Consider the following 15022-nt stretch of genomic DNA (forward strand, 5'->3'; position numbering starts at 1 on the left):
CATAATTTATTTCATTAGATGAAATTTTTGTAAAAGAGCAGATAAATAGTTTGAATTTTGTGATAATATTAAAATAGAGCGTTTAGTTAGTAATTGATGTCTCTATCACAAAAAGGAGGGGAAGTTATGTGCTGCAAACGAATCATGAAATAAAAAAGGTTGTTCATCGTTCGCTATCAGCTAAAATGATTGTAAAGCGTATGCTATTTATTTTAGTGGGGGCCCTTTTAATGGCCGTCGGGCTAGAATTTTTTCTTGTCCCTAATGAGGTTATTGACGGTGGAATTGTAGGTATATCTATTATTTTATCCCACTTAACGGATGTTCAAATCGGCTTTTATATCTTCGTATTAAATCTTCCATTCTTTTTTATTGGATACAAGCAAATTGGAAAAACATTTGCGCTATCTACGCTATTAGGTGTTATCATTCTATCCATTGCTACCTCTATTTTTCACGACTTGCCGGTCTTAACAGGCGACCCTCTTTTAGCAACTGTGTTTGGCGGAATTGTTCTCGGTGTGGGAGTAGGAATTGTTATTCGATACGGAGGTTCTTTAGACGGCACCGAGATATTAGCTATTTTATTTAATAAGCGTACGCCGTTCTCCGTAGGTGAGACGATTATGTTTTTTAATTTATTTATTTTGGGAAGTGCCGGTTTTGTATTTGGCTGGGACCGCGCTATGTATTCTTTAATGGCTTACTTCATTGCTTTTAAAACGATTGACATTGTGATTCAAGGTTTAGATGAGTCCAAGTCAGCTTGGATTATTAGCGAACAATATGAACAAATTGGTGAAGCAATCCTTGCTCGTTTAGGGAGAGGCGTCACGTATTTAAACGGGGAAGGTGCGTATACGGGAGATGATAAAAAAGTGATTTTTTGTGTTATTACCAGGCTTGAAGAAGCAAAGTTAAAAGCGATTATCGATGAGATAGATCCATCTGCTTTTTTTGCTGTAGCAGCTATTGCTGAAGTCAGGGGAGGAAGGTTTAAGAAACGAGATATTCATTAATGAAGGTTGTCTGCTAATGAGACTGCCCCTTATTATAGCTTACAGCCGAATTTTTAGCTTTCTCTGCTTGATTGTTTGTAATGGTTTACGTTACTTTTGCTGCTTCATGCATATTGAGCCCCTCTTTTTTCTTGTATGTCTTTGAAACAAACATGTAAAATGTCTAAAAGATATAAAAAGAGTACATAGTAAAAAAACAGAAAGAGGGAGTGACATGAAAAAAACGTTAAAAATACTAGGAGTCAGTCTTGCCGTTCTTGTTGCAGTAACCGCGGCTTTTTTTGTTATATGGTCGGGTTTTGATTATGAACCTTCAAAACAGCTTCACTCACTGGTAGATGAGAAAAAAGTAGTGAAAAAAGACGATTATTACGTATTTAAGCCTCAAACGAACAAAGAGATAAAGGCCGGCTATATTATTTATCAAGGTGCTAAAGTAGAGCCGTTAGCATATGGCTATTATGCTCAGCAAATTGCAAATGAAGGATATCTTGTTGCTGTTGTAGATTCTCCGTTTAATATGAGCTTCTTTAGTCAAAATAAAGCGACGGATATTGTGAAGAGCTACCCGAAGATTGCCGCATGGTTTATCGGAGGGCATTCCCTTGGAGGAGTGAGTGCAGCGTCTTATGCGTATGATCATCAAAACTCAATAAAAGGCTTAGTTCTTTTAGCATCGTATCCGATGAATAAAAATGATTTTTCAACCTCCACTTACCCTATTTTGTCTTTAACCGGTGAGAAAGATGGTTTGTCGACGCCTGAAAAAATTAAAGAAACCAAGCATTTACTTTCAAAAAATACGGAGCTGGTCCAAGTAAAAGGAGCTAATCACGCACAGTTTGGAATGTACGGGAAACAAAAAGGCGACAACAAAGCCAGTATTTCTCCTAAAGAGCAGCAGGATGAGCTAGTAAAAAGAACGGTCAAGTGGTTCAACAGTCAAATGAAAAAGTCCGTCAGTAACTAACTGACGGACTTTTTTTCTTTTTTTGGAAATAATACTTGAAAAAATAACCAGTTAGTTATATAGTTAGTTACATGAGTAATGAACCACTTAAGTGAGGTAGTCAAAATGAAACAATCATTAGATCATCAGCGACCAATTTTTCAACAAATCAAAGAAACCATCGAAGAGAATATTTTAAATGATGCTTTTCCAGAAGAAGAAAGAGTACCGTCTACGAATGAATTTGCCAAAATGTATCGCATTAACCCTGCAACGGCAGCTAAAGGAATTAATCAGCTAGTTGACCACGGAATATTGTATAAAAAGAGAGGGATCGGGATGTTTGTATGTGCGGGTGCCAAAGAAGTGTTGCTTACACAAAGAAAAGAAGAATTTTATAACCGTTTTATCGTTCCGCTGAAAAAAGAAGCACAGCATTTAGGAATTACGGTAACCGAGTTAAAAGAGCTGTTAGACAAGGGGGAAATAGAATGAATATAGAAGCGCAGCTGTTAAATAAATGCTACGGATCTAAGCAAGTGTTAAAGGATATTTCACTTACGCTAGCACAAAATAAAATATACGGACTGCTAGGTAGAAACGGAGCGGGTAAAACGACTCTGATGCAAATTGTAGCCGGACATATTCCAGTTACAACAGGAGAGGTAAAAGTGGGAAATCAATCTCCGTTTGAAAACCGCTCTGTTCTACAAAACATCTGCTTAATTAACGAAAGCGGAAATTTCAAAAAAACATTAAAAGTCAAAGACGTGCTAAAAATTGCCTCCTTTTTTTATCCTTATTGGAGCCAGGAAGCTGCTGAGAGGCTTATGGAAGAGTTCGATTTAGATTGTAATAGGAAAGTGAAAGCATTGTCTAAAGGTATGGAATCAGCGTTAGGAATTATTGTTGGGTTATCTTCTCGCACAAGCATCACAATTTTTGATGAACCTTATATTGGACTTGATGCTGCGATGCGAGCCCGCTTTTATGAGCTTTTATTGGATGAATATGAAGAATATCCACGCACGTTCATTATTTCAACGCACTTAATTGATGAAGTAAGTAATTTGTTTGAAGAAGTACTTATTATGCAAAAAGGAAAGCTGATTCTTCAGGATACAGCAGAAAATTTGCAGCAGCGCTGTGTAAGTGTGAAAGGACCTAAAAGTCAAATTGAAGAATATGAAAAAGGAAAGCAAGTCATCCATGAACAAGTATTCGGGGGAGAGAAAAAAATAGTGCTGTTTAATGAAGATATTTATGCTGAAGAACTTGTCGACAGTTCGTTTCATGTAGAAGCCGTTCACATACAGGATATTATGATTTATCTTACAGCCAATCGTGGAGGTGTAGCGTAATGAAAGGACAGTTTGCAGCCATTAGTTATTCGCTCTACGTTGAACTAAAGTATTTAATGATTCGCTTTTGGACGATTCTGCTAGCTTTTGTTGCAGTAGATATTTTAGTGTTCAGTCAGGTGAATGAGCATCTTCTGTTAGTAACAAGTATGCCGCAGTATATCTTTTCAGGTATTGTAAGTTTTATTATCATTCGAAAAAGTTTTTCCTTTTGCTTAAAGTTAGGAGCTACTCGTAAAGCATATCTTTCAACGATGACCTGTGTTTTTGCTCTATTTGCAATTGTAATGTCTTTTATCAATGTTGTCATCATGAGCATTTCAATGAAGGTGATTAATAGTTTGAATTTAATGAATGTTCAGCTTTATTATGCAAGTGATTTTATCTTCCATGATCCTACTCTCGCTGTTCACTTTTTAACGGACGCTGTCTTTATCTTTTTTATTACAGCAGCCGCGTGTTTGCTTGGCAGCATTGTCTACAAATTCGGGCAAACAGGAGGGATGATCAGCGGTGCTGTTCTGGTGTTACTGTTCACAATTCCAGTAACAAAAGAACCGATTATTCATTTTATAAAAAGCTTTTCGAGCGGGTCGTTATTGCTTACATTCGGAACAATGGTTATCGTAAGCTTCCTACTCTTTCTTATCAACTGGCTGTTTTTAAAAAAAGCGTCTCCTGTCCATCAAGCCTAATAAAAAAGCAATCATTCCTTTACTGAATGATTGCTTTTTTACTGTACTTTTTTTGAACAAGCTGCATCAATATCTAGAATCCAGTCGTGAAACTTTTGCTGAAGCAGTTGAAGAGAAGACTGATTGTTTGATACGATGTCCAGGCCGCGCTCGTCGTATAGGTGGAAGATGGTTTCTTTATTCAAATTCACAATGTAACACTCTTCTTCAATAGCCGGATGAATATGAAGATCACGGTTGGCAATTGATTGCAAAAGAAGCTTTTCTTTCACATCATTTGTTTTACAGGCAATAATATACTCAGCGTTATTTAATAATGCTACGGATTGAACTTCTTGTTTCTTCAGGCGAGAGCGGATGAATTTTTTAATAGCTGTTTCTTTTTTCTTTTTTAAAAGTAAATCATCCTGTGCAGCATTCGCTTTGAAAACAAGCAGCAGCTCATCATTTTTTTCATGGAGTGTTTCAAAAATTTCGTAAGCGCGTGCGTACACATTTTTCATGTATTCTCGTTCCCATACGCCTTTTTGATTGGTAAGCGTAAAGCGAATACCCGCAGGCGCGTTATAAAAAAGAGGTCTTTTCATTTGAACATTTGGAAACATTGTTGTTAAGTATGATTGAAGCCGCATTGTGGTCATACGCAACACCTCATTTAGTTTAGTCCTGACTTAATATGTTGAATTTAGTCTATCACGTGATTAGCTAAATTTGTAAAGAAGTAATGTTATTTAATCAAAAGGTAACCAAACTGTTATATTTTGTTGATTTTGCATTATTTCTTTACACAACCTTTGCGGATGAACAGGTTTTTTCATACGCCTGTCGTATTACTTAACGTAGTAACGACGTGAAGAAAGGGTGATAGACGGTGAAAAAACAGCTTGTTCTTATTTCAATTGTTACAGCTGCTTTCTTTGTGCTTATTTTTCACAAAACGATCTTTCAAGAAGGTAATCCTCTTCCCATTGCATGGAGTATTGTAAAATTAAAGTCTTCAGGTGAAGATGTTGTTCAAATATCTGATAAGCCTAAGAGGTACCTCATTCATTCAAATGACTATTTAACGTTTATTAAACAAATGAAAAAGAAAAAAGTGAATTTTCAATATCAGGACGATAAAAAGTTTTATTTTAATAACGATGATGAACGCCAGCTGTTCATCAGCAAAAACTATACCGATAAGTTCACGATTATGGAACTAAAGAAAAAAGAGCTGACTGAAGCTGGCGTTGAGTAATAAGACTAATCTCTGCCCTGTGTACCAAAATCTTTAATTTGAACATCGACATGATAGTCGATGGTCGACTGGCTAAATATTTCATCCCATTCATGCTGATGTTTTTTCCAAAAATGAGGATGATGAATTCGTACGTAATTATGCAGGTCAAGCACATCAGCTTTGTAATTATTTTGTAATAAGCGAAGTGTTTTTTCTGCGTCTTTTCGAATAATTTTTTCTATTTTTTTCTCGGTGTTCTTTACATTAGAGGCGGCAAGAGCCTGTTTTGAAGTCTCCCAATCTTCTGATAGCCTGCCGCTTGTTTGAACGTTGATGTCAAAATGAAGGGAGTGATTTGAATCAATGCGGGCCTTCACATCTTGCTGAACATCTCCAATTTCATAGGAAAAGGGGTATGGACCGTGTTTGCCGTAAATAATTCCGCCTTTAATATTCCCCGTTAACCACGTTAAAGCCTCCACTTGGTGCTGAGTTAAGGTGAATTTTGCTTTTTTATCTTTTATGATTGCCGCGCCGTCTATTTCAACGCTGTTTTTTATTTTAGAAAGCCGCTGTATTAAAAAGCTTTGATCTGTTTTTAACTTAGCCGATAGCTCTCCCATGGTTAAGGGATTTAGAATTTTATTCGTTTTGAATTTATTGTAAACAAGCTCGTAAATTAAGTTGACTGGAGGCACAGACATTCCTTGAATCGTTAAAACGTTTTTAGCGTCTCCTTTTGTAACAAACGCAAGGCTGCTGCGCCGTATTTCATTATCACGTACAAACTGATTGATAAGCGCATCAAGAGGGATTGTCTTGCTCGCTTTTTCTCCTATTAAAAGTGCTCGCTGATGCTGGCTGTATATAGGGTCAGATTTCAGCGAAATATTTCGTGTGATTTCATGAATGGTAGGGCCGGCTGTTGTAATGTTTTTGTATGGAATGGAAGAAGACATATTTCCGGATTCCGTTTCGGTTAACGTTTGATGAGTCAGCACAAGCTGATTTTTTCCTGTTTTTGGTTCGATTTTTGGTGTAATATCCATTGCCACTCCTATAACAAGAGCAAGTTGTTCAATATTCCGATGGCTCATACAGCCGCATAATAAAAAAACGGTCATCATGACAGGAAGACATTTTTTCGTCATTTGAACACAACCTTTTTTATTTTCATTAACGTGCTGAAAAAAAGAGGGATAACTAAAAATGTCACTAAAAATGCCCAGCCTAATACCGTTGAAAAATGGGACACGTCGCTTGCTGTTTTGGGGGCTAACGAGCTCATAAATAAAATGGGCACAAGAAAGATAATATTGGTAGTTGACCGGTTTTTGAAAATCTTTTTAAATCCTGAAACAGCCAAAAAGAAATACATTACAAAAGTTAAAAAAAACTGAAGAAGCCAGACAATAAGTAAAAATAATTCAAGCCTCTCAAAGAAAATTCCTTTTACTTCATGCGTCTGAACAAATTCAATCGTAGGCCAAACGGTTGTTTTTACCTCCGGAACGGATAAAGCGCCTACAACTAATACGTAAGTGATAATATACAAAAGTAAAGGAATAGAAAATCCGATGATCGAAACTTTTCGTAAGTGATTTTTATTTTTCATATGCTTCGGAAGAAAGACAATGGTTTCAATCCCTAAAAAAGAAACAGAGACGGTTGTAAAGGCAGCAAGAAGCGGGCTGAATCCGTCAGCTAATACAGGCTGCAAGTTTTTTAAATCCACCATACCGATGCTAAGAGCGTATAAGGTAAGAAGAATGATGACCGTTACAGGAAAACATAGTGCCATTACTTTTCCAATAGAATCAATACCTCCCGTGATTAAATAAACGCCTGTCAAAATAAACGAAAGAATAATTAATTCAATGGGCATCGTTTCCAGTAAATAAAAATGAATCATTTCTGCCATAGCTCTTACTTCAAAGCTTGCTACAGATGTAAAATAAACGACCATAGCAAAGTTGAAGATATTTCCAATTATCTTGCCGGTTACTTCCTGTGTAAAATCAAACATACAGCTAATTGTAAAATACTTAACCATCCAGACTAAAAAAAGAACAATTCCAATAAACAAAAGACCGTCCATAATCAGTACAATCCATCCGTCTGCATTATTTGTCTGGTTTGTAATACTGCTTGGCAGTGTTAATAAACCGACGCCAAGCATAGTTGAAGAAATAATTGAAATGGCGTAAAAATCTGAAAGAAGCTTGCTTGATTGTGATTGTTGCATATGGTCCTCCTTTTGTTAGTTTTGTTTTGATTTATTTTTAGACTGTTTTAGGCTTTTGTTTGGAAGACGAACATAAGAGTCTTTCCACGCTTTTTTATTTAACGCAAAAAACGGTTTAAAGTAGGCTATACCAAAACTTTCGAGCTTAGTTAGATGAATGACAAGAACAAGGAAAAACATGGTAACTCCGTATAATCCAAAGATTGCTGCAATCATCATAGATACGAAACGCAAAATTCGAAACGAAAGGCCAATTCCATACTGAGGAACGGTAAAGGACGCAATTGCCGATACGGATACAACAATAATCATAACGGAGCTAACGATATGGGCTTCCACCGCTGCTTGACCAATCACAACCCCTCCTACAAGTCCAACTGTTTGTCCGACAGGAGTAGGGAGACGCAGCCCGGCTTCGCGCAATAATTCAAGCGTCACTTCCATGACCACTGCTTCGATAAAAGGAGAAAAAGGAACGTTTTCTCGTGTAGCCGCAATAGTGATAGCTAGCTCCGTCGGAAGCAGACCTTGGTTAAACGAAACGAGTGAAATATAAATAGCTGAAAAGAATAGGGTAATAAAAATAGACAAGTACCTTAGTAATCTCAGCAACGAACCCGCTATCCATCTTTCGTAATAATCATCGGGTGATTTCATAATCATATCGAAAGTTGTAGGTACTAAAAGAGCAAAAGGAGAGCCATCTACTAAAATGGCTACTCGCCCTTCATTCACCGCAGCGAGAACGCGATCCGGTCTTTCTGTATTTTGCACTTGAGGGAACGGTGAGTAGGGTGCTTCTTCTAAAAATTCTTCAATCATTCCTGAGTCTTGAATGTTATCTAAAGGAATGTCTAATAATTTCTCTCGGACTTGATTCACGATGTGAGTTTGACAGTGTTTATTATGAAAAACGATACTTGTTCGATGTTCCTTTGTATTTCCAATGTAAATGTCTTCAATAACCATTTCTTCTTCGGTAGAACGCTGCCTTAAAAGACCAAGGTTTTCATCTAAGTTTTCGATAAGCGCAATTTTAGGGCCACGCACTACTTTTTCTGTTGTAGGTTCACTTAAAGAGCGCTGTTTGGTCATAGACATATTCAGCGAATATGCCGTGGTGCTTTCGCTAATGAACAGCAAGGGCTGACCTTTAAAAAAACACGAGATCGCTTGCTTGTATGTATAAACTTCTTTGTCTTTAATGACAGAAATAAACGAATCGATGTCATCGAGTGTTTGCGTTTCACTTTTTGCTTTGGTCTCAACAATATGCTGAGTGAGATTATCAAGTTTTTCTCCGTCGACTAATCCTTGGAGATAAATAATGCATATATATTTTGTGGGGGACAGCCATAATTTTTTGGAACCAACATCTGTATTTTGACCCACCAAATCTAGAAACGTTTGAACGGTGTAGTCTGCATTGGGCTGAAATTTTGAATCAAGCATAAATAAACTCACCGCCTGTTGTATTAATGAGCTTAGTGTTTACGATGTAAAAACGAGTTATGCGAAAAATGTGGAAGAATAGAAAAGATATGTTATGGTAAAGAAAAGAGGTGATGGTATGCTACATTCATTTACGTTAAAAACGAATAAGCGTGACGAAATGATCGACGTTACGAGTCATGTACAAGCAGTAATAAGAACAGAAGGATTAAAAGAAGGGGCTGTAGTTGTTTACTGTCCTCATACAACCGCTGGTATAACAATTAATGAAAATGCGGATCCCGATGTAAAAACGGATATGATCCGACGCTTCGATGAAGTATATCCTTGGGAACATAAGTTAGATCTTCATATGGAAGGAAATACGGCGGCACATCTCAAAGCGAGCACGGTCGGCCCCTCTCAGCATATAATCATTCACGATGGGCAGCTGCTGCTAGGAACGTGGCAAGGAATTTATTTTTGTGAGTTTGATGGACCGAGGAACCGTACGTATTATGTGAAAATTTTATCCCTGCAATAACTTTTTTTCATACTCATTGTCCAACTTTCTTTTTAAAGTTGTTATAAAACAAAGTTTAGTTAATATAAATGTTATATAACAGTTAAAGGGAGAGATTGAATAATGGAAAAGATCGGTGCAGAACAAGAAACAGTAAAAAAAGAAAACGAAAAAACAAACTTTACATGGGTGGAAGAATACCCAACTATTTTAGACATTGTTAATGAGTATTACAGTACGTGTCGATAATGTGAAGAATCTGGGGCAAAATTATTTTAGTTGAAGGAAGATCCGAACGCGTTTGATTCTTGCTGGAGAATCCAACGCATTCGGATTTTTTCATTGATATAGTGAACGTAGATTTTATGTATGTAGACGAGGAGGCTCATCAGCCGCCTGGGGAAAGCGAAGTCTTACAAGGAAATCAACAGCAACGTAACAAGCAGTTGAGATTATTTATCTCGTTTGTTCGTCTTTGGATTGGAATAATTTAGTTAGGTCTTAATATCTTTTTTATAAAAAAGATATTATAGTAGCAATTTTTCTAAAAGGTTTAATATAATAAATATTAGGGTACTGAATTGTATGAAGTAAAGATAAAACGCATCGTTTCATACTATTTCCTTTTTTACCGCTAGTATAGCCTTGAAGAAAAAGTTTCATTTGATATACTAACTATACGCTTAGTCTTTAAGAGAAAGATGAAGATTCATTGTCATTGTTACACGCAGTGAATGAGCTGCCTTTGCTTGGCGAAAACGTCGTACAAACAAAGACAGATAGCGAATTGTTTTGGGTGCGTTCATTTAGTTCAAAACAGGGAGGCGATTAGTCTATGTTACTTGTACGTATGGCCATGATTGGTTTCTTTTCATTAACAGCCATATCATTGTTTTCTTTTCAGTCCGTTGAAATTATCCATGCCATTATGGACTTTTTTTCATCAGCTGATAAGTACTAAAAACGATATCTTTTTTAAATAAAAAGCGGATAACCCTTAGGGGGCTATCCGTCAAAAACCGCCCAAAAGGCGGTTTTTTTATGCTTATAGCTGTGCTCACAAACGCACTGCATTCATTCTCTGATGACAAAGTCTACGTGTTTTTTTGATTAACATTCGTTGAAATAAGTATTTACGTACTGTTCAAACTGAAGCCAATCGTCCACGCGAGGGACATTTACTTCTTCGTTGTATGGGTAGCTCATGGCAACAGCATGGCGACCTGTAGCTTGAAAAGCCTTCAAATTATGCGGTGCATCATCAAATAGCAAGTCTCCGTATATTTTATCTTTTTGGTGTGTAAACACGATATTGTACTTTCCGATAAACGGAAGGTGTTTTTCAACCCACTGCTCTTTTTCTGTATAAGCATAGGTACGGCTGCTTGTGACAATTAAAATGGAAAACCTTTCATAAAGTCGTTTAAGAACCTCAACAGCATGAGGCAGAGGTTGTAAATGTAAAAAAAGCCCCGGCTGATCGAGGTAGTCATAAATCTTTGTGCCGCATTCCGGCTTTACATACTTTTCTGATTCCCAGCATTTTAACTTTTCAACCGATAAGCTGTCGCAATAATCTTTGTTATATTGGTTATGCCAATCCGTCATAAGATCACAAATGACAGAATCCATGTCAATTAAAAGGGTGTGCATTTATTCAACTTCCTTTACAGTATTCATCTACACGCTTGGTTTTGTAATGCGCTGCTTCTACTATACCAAATCTTTTACATGCAGAAAAAGAGCAAGCCGCATCAAAATCGCACAGCTTGCCCTTTTTATCGAAACTACATTCTTTTAGCACCTAAATAGCGTTTGCTCCAATAGCTCTCTTTTAGAGAAGAGATGCTCACACCTTTAGATGAAGAACAGTGAAGAAACTGGTTGTTTCCTAAATAAATTCCTGCATGGGAAGGCCCTTTTGTATAGGTTTGGAAGAACACAATATCTCCAGCTTTTGGACTTGAGACGCGCGTTCCTTTTTGGTAAATTTGAGCTACTGTTCGAGGAAGCTGAACCCCGCCGCCATGTTTGAACGCATAGCCAATAAAACCGCTGCAGTCAAAGCCGCTTGGCGTTGTTCCGCCCCAGCGATAGCGAACGCCCATGTACTGTTTTCCTTTGTTAATCACTGCGTTAGGGTTATAGCGCGCTGAGCTAGAAGACGATTTGCCCTTTGCTGAAACGCCTAGTTTAGCGTACGTTCCTTTTCCGACAATACCATCTGCTGCTAGTCCATTTTTGCGCTGAAATGATTTTACAGCAGAAGTTGTAACAGTCCCAAAGTATGTAGTCGTATTCCCTTTAAAATAACCTTTATTTTTCAACGTTTGTTGTAGTTGTTTAACATCTTGGTGATTCATGCCTTGGCGAAGCGTTTGGTCGCCTAGAGCCGCTTGGCTGACAATCGGGCTAGTAGAAACAATAACGCCAGCAAGCGTAAGAGCTGCTATTACTTTTTTCATAAAACTAGTACCCCCTGAAAATTTTTCCTGATTTGAGTAAATTCATCATATCATCTTTCGACAGTGTTCTACGTTACAATTTCATTACATATATGAAAAAAATGAAATATAAAGGTGAATATAGTCTTATAAAAGCTGTAATTAAAAGGGTTCTTTAGATGTGTAATATTGCTAGAAAAACTTTGAATATTTGACGGTAAATAACTAAAAGATATGAAAAAGTATGTACATTTAAAATTTAACAAAGAAATATGTTGTGAATTACTACACAAAAAGTTCGAACTCGGGTAAAATGTAGAACTATAATATAGTAGTCATATATGTGACTTTGATGAGGTGAAAGTAATGAAAAGAATAGGTGTATTAACAAGCGGCGGAGATTCTCCAGGTATGAATCCTGCGGTTCGTGCTGTTGTGCGTAAAGCAATTCATGAAGGTATGGAAGTTTATGGTATCTTCCAAGGATATCAAGGATTAATAGAAGGAAATATTAAAAAGCTAGAAGTTGGAGATGTTGGTGACATCATTCAACGCGGCGGAACGATGCTTTATTCTGCAAGATGTCCAGAATTCAAAACAGAAGAAGGGCGTTTAAAAGGTATTGAAAACCTTAAGAAGCACGGTATTGAAGGCTTAGTAGTTATCGGTGGAGACGGATCATATATGGGAGCTGTAAAACTAACAGAGCTTGGTTTCCCTTGTATCGGTATTCCAGGAACAATTGATAACGACATTCCAGGAACAGATTTTACACTAGGATTTGATACGGCTCTTCATACGGTTATCGATGCAATTGATAAAATCCGTGATACGGCGACTTCTCATGAGCGTACGTTTATTATTGAAGTTATGGGTCGTAATGCAGGAGACATTGCTCTTTGGTCAGGTCTTGCTGGCGGTGCGGAAACAATCCTTATCCCAGAAGCAAAAGATGAGTTCCAAGAAATGGTTGATCGTTTGAGAAAAGGACAAGAGCGCGGTAAAAAGCACAGCATTATCGTGGTAGCTGAAGGTGTAGCTAATGGTAATGAAGTAGCGAAACAGCTTCATGAAGCTGCAGGTATTGAAACGCGTGTAACAGTATTAGGACACATTCAGCGCGGTGGTTCCCCAACTGCTCAAGATCGTGTGCTAGGAAGCCGTTTCGGCGGTCGTGCAGTCGAACTTTTACTAGAAGGTAAAGGCGGCCGTGCAATCGGTATCCGTAAAAATGAAATTGTAGATTATGATATTATGGAAATTTTAGGTGAACCTCACCATATCAATGCTGATATGTACCGTTTATCTAAAGAGCTTTCAATCTAATCACAGTGTTGCTGAGGCGAAACTTCTTATATTGAAGGAGTTTCGTCTTTTTTTGACTGCATCCCTGTCCCTTCACAGTGTTTGCATGTTTTCATGTAACCGATACCAGGAATAACAGCTAGCTTTCCGAGCCCTTTGCAAAAAGTGCAAATTAATTCAAAACCAAACATTGGTTCATCCCCTCTGTACACGTTTTCTTTCAGTTTATCATAAAAGTAGACAAATAATTTTAAAAATTATAGAAATAATCAAAAAAATGATTACATTTGAACAGCGAGTGATATAGTAAAGAGAGAAGACCATTTTATAAAAGAGGAGAGGAAGCGTGATGTTTAAACGAATTTTACTTGCCTCAGATGGCTCAGAGCATGCAGCTAAAGCAACAGAAAAAGCCGTTCAGCTGGCTCAGCTTACGGAAAACAGTTTTATTCAAGTTATTTATGCAGTAGAAGGTGATTCAAGATTAAAATCACTTAGCCGCGACGAGGAACGGGAAAGTCGGATACATACAACGGATGAAATTTTAAAGCAAGGAAACGTGGAGTATGAGATCACCTTTATGCACGGAGACGCGGCTAAAACAGTGATTCAATTTGCTAATCAAAATTCATTTGACCTTGTAGTAATAGGAAGCAGAGGGTTAAATCCTGTAAAAGGCATGCTGCTTGGAAGCGTTAGTTCTAAGATAGCACAGCAAGTAACAATTCCTGTGCTAATTGTTAAATAGGAGAGAAATGCAATGTCAAACCAGTACAAAGAATTAAAACAGCTCATTGATGATGCTAAACACATTTGTTTTTTTACGGGAGCAGGAATGAGCACAGAGTCGGGCATACCTGACTTTCGCTCTCAAAATGGCTTATATCGCCAAAACAAAAGCTTTGTGGACATAGTAGCTGCTGACTTCTATGAACAGTATCCTCATGAATTTTGGCCGCTGTTTAAAGAAATTTTTCATATTAAAATGCTGCATCATTATAAAGCAAATACGGGCCATCGCTTTATTGCTGAACTAGAAGACGCCAAAACCGTGCATGTGATTACGCAAAATATCGATGGGCTGCACCAAGATGCAGGAAGCACGAACGTTTTTGAAATTCATGGGTCCATTAAGAGAGCTCATTGTCCGAGGTGTAAAAAAGAGTATGACTTAGCGTATTTAAATCAGTCAGCTCTCCCACAATGTACAGCGTGTGAGCGCCTTTTAAAGCCAAATGTTGTTCTCTTTGGAGATGCCATTCATCAGTTCGATGAAGCAGTTACAGCAGCGCTGTCATCTGATTTATTCATCGTGCTTGGTTCATCGCTTGAAGTAGCACCGATTAATCAGATTCCGCTGCTTGTGAGCCGGTACAATCGTACAAATATGGTGATCATTAATAAAGAACCTACGCATTACGATTATTTGTTTGATTTGGTTATCTATGATTCCATTGGACAAGTGGTTGCAAATTTATAAGCGTCTATGCATGGACATAGCGCTTTTTTAGCATTTAGTGATAAAGTGTAGGGATGTATCATATGGTGTAGTACATCATCCATTCGCTAATGGATAGAAGGGATGTTTTTGCATATGAGTGGAGGCCTGAGAGTTTGTCTTTTCATTGTTGGTATTGCACTCAAAGTGACAGCTGTTTTGACTTTGATTTTTGAAATGAATCTTGTCCCTATTCACGGAAGGAGTCTCACTTATTATGCTGAAGCGATAGGTATGAAACTCCCCATTATCTGTTTTGTCCTTGGTTTTTTTTGTGTAGCAGCAAGCTTTTATTTGCCTGCTAAAAATCGCCGCACCAGTAAATAGCAA

At 37.5% G+C, this 15022-nt stretch carries 20 protein-coding genes; 13 read left to right on the forward strand and 7 right to left on the reverse strand.

Annotated elements, in window-relative coordinates; all coding sequences use genetic code 11:
* Positions 1–128: 128 nt before the first annotated feature.
* The 5 genes from ACRPLQ_RS02585 to ACRPLQ_RS02605 all read left to right on the forward strand — a co-directional run bounded on the left by ACRPLQ_RS02585 (position 129) and on the right by ACRPLQ_RS02605 (position 4024).
* Positions 129–1019 carry a YitT family protein gene (locus ACRPLQ_RS02585; RefSeq protein ID WP_013058693.1) on the forward strand — a complete coding sequence of 297 codons (891 nt, stop codon included), beginning with the start codon at positions 129–131 and terminating at the stop codon, positions 1017–1019.
* A gap of 214 nt (positions 1020–1233) precedes the next feature.
* Complete coding sequence (locus tag ACRPLQ_RS02590) at positions 1234–1989, forward strand: alpha/beta family hydrolase (protein ID WP_049166054.1); 756 nt, start codon at positions 1234–1236, stop codon at positions 1987–1989.
* Between the two features lie 105 nt (positions 1990–2094).
* The gene (locus tag ACRPLQ_RS02595; RefSeq protein WP_028415095.1) at positions 2095–2463 is read left to right on the forward strand and encodes a GntR family transcriptional regulator; all 369 of its coding nucleotides are present in this window, start codon (positions 2095–2097) and stop codon (positions 2461–2463) included.
* On the forward strand, positions 2460–3329 hold the full coding sequence (locus ACRPLQ_RS02600) for an ABC transporter ATP-binding protein (RefSeq protein ID WP_028415094.1): 870 nt from the start codon (positions 2460–2462) through the stop codon (positions 3327–3329). Before ACRPLQ_RS02595 ends, ACRPLQ_RS02600 begins: the two co-directional genes overlap by 4 nt.
* On the forward strand, positions 3329–4024 hold the full coding sequence (locus tag ACRPLQ_RS02605) for a hypothetical protein (protein WP_033579869.1): 696 nt from the start codon (positions 3329–3331) through the stop codon (positions 4022–4024). The genes ACRPLQ_RS02600 and ACRPLQ_RS02605 overlap by 1 nt, the downstream gene beginning before the upstream one ends.
* Before the next feature lie 38 nt (positions 4025–4062).
* Here ACRPLQ_RS02605 and ACRPLQ_RS02610 read toward each other — a convergent pair whose 3' ends face one another.
* Positions 4063–4665, reverse strand: coding sequence for a DUF3885 domain-containing protein (locus tag ACRPLQ_RS02610; RefSeq protein ID WP_013058688.1), 603 nt, complete (start codon positions 4663–4665; stop codon positions 4063–4065).
* Positions 4666–4895: 230 nt separating this feature from the next.
* On the opposite strand from ACRPLQ_RS02610, the gene ACRPLQ_RS02615 reads away from it, so the two are divergent.
* On the forward strand, positions 4896–5264 hold the full coding sequence (locus ACRPLQ_RS02615; RefSeq protein WP_028415092.1) for a hypothetical protein: 369 nt from the start codon (positions 4896–4898) through the stop codon (positions 5262–5264).
* A gap of 5 nt (positions 5265–5269) precedes the next feature.
* On the opposite strand, the gene ACRPLQ_RS02620 is transcribed toward ACRPLQ_RS02615, so the two are convergent.
* Genes ACRPLQ_RS02620 through ACRPLQ_RS02630 form a run of 3 tightly spaced genes read right to left on the reverse strand, consistent with a single transcriptional unit; the run spans position 5270 to position 8943 of the window.
* Positions 5270–6397 carry a Ger(x)C family spore germination protein gene (locus ACRPLQ_RS02620; protein ID WP_098113575.1) on the reverse strand — a complete coding sequence of 376 codons (1128 nt, stop codon included), beginning with the start codon at positions 6395–6397 and terminating at the stop codon, positions 5270–5272.
* Entirely contained in the window at positions 6394–7491 is a 1098-nt protein-coding gene (locus ACRPLQ_RS02625) for a GerAB/ArcD/ProY family transporter (protein ID WP_098113576.1), read from the reverse strand. The genes ACRPLQ_RS02620 and ACRPLQ_RS02625 overlap by 4 nt, the downstream gene beginning before the upstream one ends.
* A 15-nt stretch (positions 7492–7506) precedes the next feature.
* Positions 7507–8943 (reverse strand): spore germination protein, encoded by a 1437-nt coding sequence (locus tag ACRPLQ_RS02630; RefSeq protein ID WP_028415089.1) that lies wholly within the window; start codon positions 8941–8943, stop codon positions 7507–7509.
* A gap of 118 nt (positions 8944–9061) precedes the next feature.
* Here ACRPLQ_RS02630 and ACRPLQ_RS02635 point away from each other — a divergent pair, with 118 nt between their 5' ends.
* From ACRPLQ_RS02635 to ACRPLQ_RS02645, 3 genes are all read left to right on the forward strand, one after another.
* Positions 9062–9466 carry a secondary thiamine-phosphate synthase enzyme YjbQ gene (locus ACRPLQ_RS02635; protein ID WP_028415088.1) on the forward strand — a complete coding sequence of 135 codons (405 nt, stop codon included), beginning with the start codon at positions 9062–9064 and terminating at the stop codon, positions 9464–9466.
* A gap of 102 nt (positions 9467–9568) precedes the next feature.
* Positions 9569–9694: a hypothetical protein gene (locus tag ACRPLQ_RS02640; protein ID WP_016765283.1), complete on the forward strand. Its 126-nt coding sequence runs from the start codon at positions 9569–9571 to the stop codon at positions 9692–9694.
* Between the two features lie 586 nt (positions 9695–10280).
* Positions 10281–10406 carry a hypothetical protein gene (locus ACRPLQ_RS02645; RefSeq protein ID WP_013058681.1) on the forward strand — a complete coding sequence of 42 codons (126 nt, stop codon included), beginning with the start codon at positions 10281–10283 and terminating at the stop codon, positions 10404–10406.
* Between the two features lie 149 nt (positions 10407–10555).
* On the opposite strand, the gene ACRPLQ_RS02650 is transcribed toward ACRPLQ_RS02645, so the two are convergent.
* Together ACRPLQ_RS02650 and ACRPLQ_RS02655 are read right to left on the reverse strand one after the other, a co-directional pair.
* Complete coding sequence (locus ACRPLQ_RS02650; RefSeq protein WP_028415087.1) at positions 10556–11098, reverse strand: 5' nucleotidase, NT5C type; 543 nt, start codon at positions 11096–11098, stop codon at positions 10556–10558.
* A 134-nt stretch (positions 11099–11232) separates the two neighbouring features.
* On the reverse strand, positions 11233–11910 hold the full coding sequence (locus ACRPLQ_RS02655) for an NlpC/P60 family protein (protein ID WP_013058679.1): 678 nt from the start codon (positions 11908–11910) through the stop codon (positions 11233–11235).
* Between the two features lie 345 nt (positions 11911–12255).
* Here ACRPLQ_RS02655 and pfkA point away from each other — a divergent pair, with 345 nt between their 5' ends.
* Positions 12256–13215 (forward strand): 6-phosphofructokinase, encoded by a 960-nt coding sequence (pfkA, locus tag ACRPLQ_RS02660; protein ID WP_028415086.1) that lies wholly within the window; start codon positions 12256–12258, stop codon positions 13213–13215.
* 26 nt (positions 13216–13241) lie between these two features.
* Here the strand turns inward: pfkA and ACRPLQ_RS02665 are convergent, their stop codons facing one another.
* Entirely contained in the window at positions 13242–13385 is a 144-nt protein-coding gene (locus ACRPLQ_RS02665; protein ID WP_013058677.1) for a hypothetical protein, read from the reverse strand.
* A 158-nt stretch (positions 13386–13543) separates the two neighbouring features.
* Here ACRPLQ_RS02665 and ACRPLQ_RS02670 point away from each other — a divergent pair, with 158 nt between their 5' ends.
* The 3 genes from ACRPLQ_RS02670 (at position 13544) to ACRPLQ_RS02680 (ending at position 15019) form a co-directional block, all read left to right on the forward strand.
* Entirely contained in the window at positions 13544–13942 is a 399-nt protein-coding gene (locus ACRPLQ_RS02670) for a universal stress protein (protein ID WP_013058676.1), read from the forward strand.
* Between the two features lie 12 nt (positions 13943–13954).
* On the forward strand, positions 13955–14674 hold the full coding sequence (locus tag ACRPLQ_RS02675; protein WP_028415085.1) for an NAD-dependent protein deacylase: 720 nt from the start codon (positions 13955–13957) through the stop codon (positions 14672–14674).
* A 114-nt stretch (positions 14675–14788) separates the two neighbouring features.
* Positions 14789–15019: a hypothetical protein gene (locus ACRPLQ_RS02680; RefSeq protein ID WP_016765278.1), complete on the forward strand. Its 231-nt coding sequence runs from the start codon at positions 14789–14791 to the stop codon at positions 15017–15019.
* Positions 15020–15022 lie beyond the last annotated feature (3 nt).

Origin of the sequence: Priestia sp. TRN 1309, assembly GCF_050846875.1 — a bacterium.
Lineage (GTDB): Bacteria > Bacillota > Bacilli > Bacillales > Bacillaceae_H > Priestia > Priestia zanthoxyli.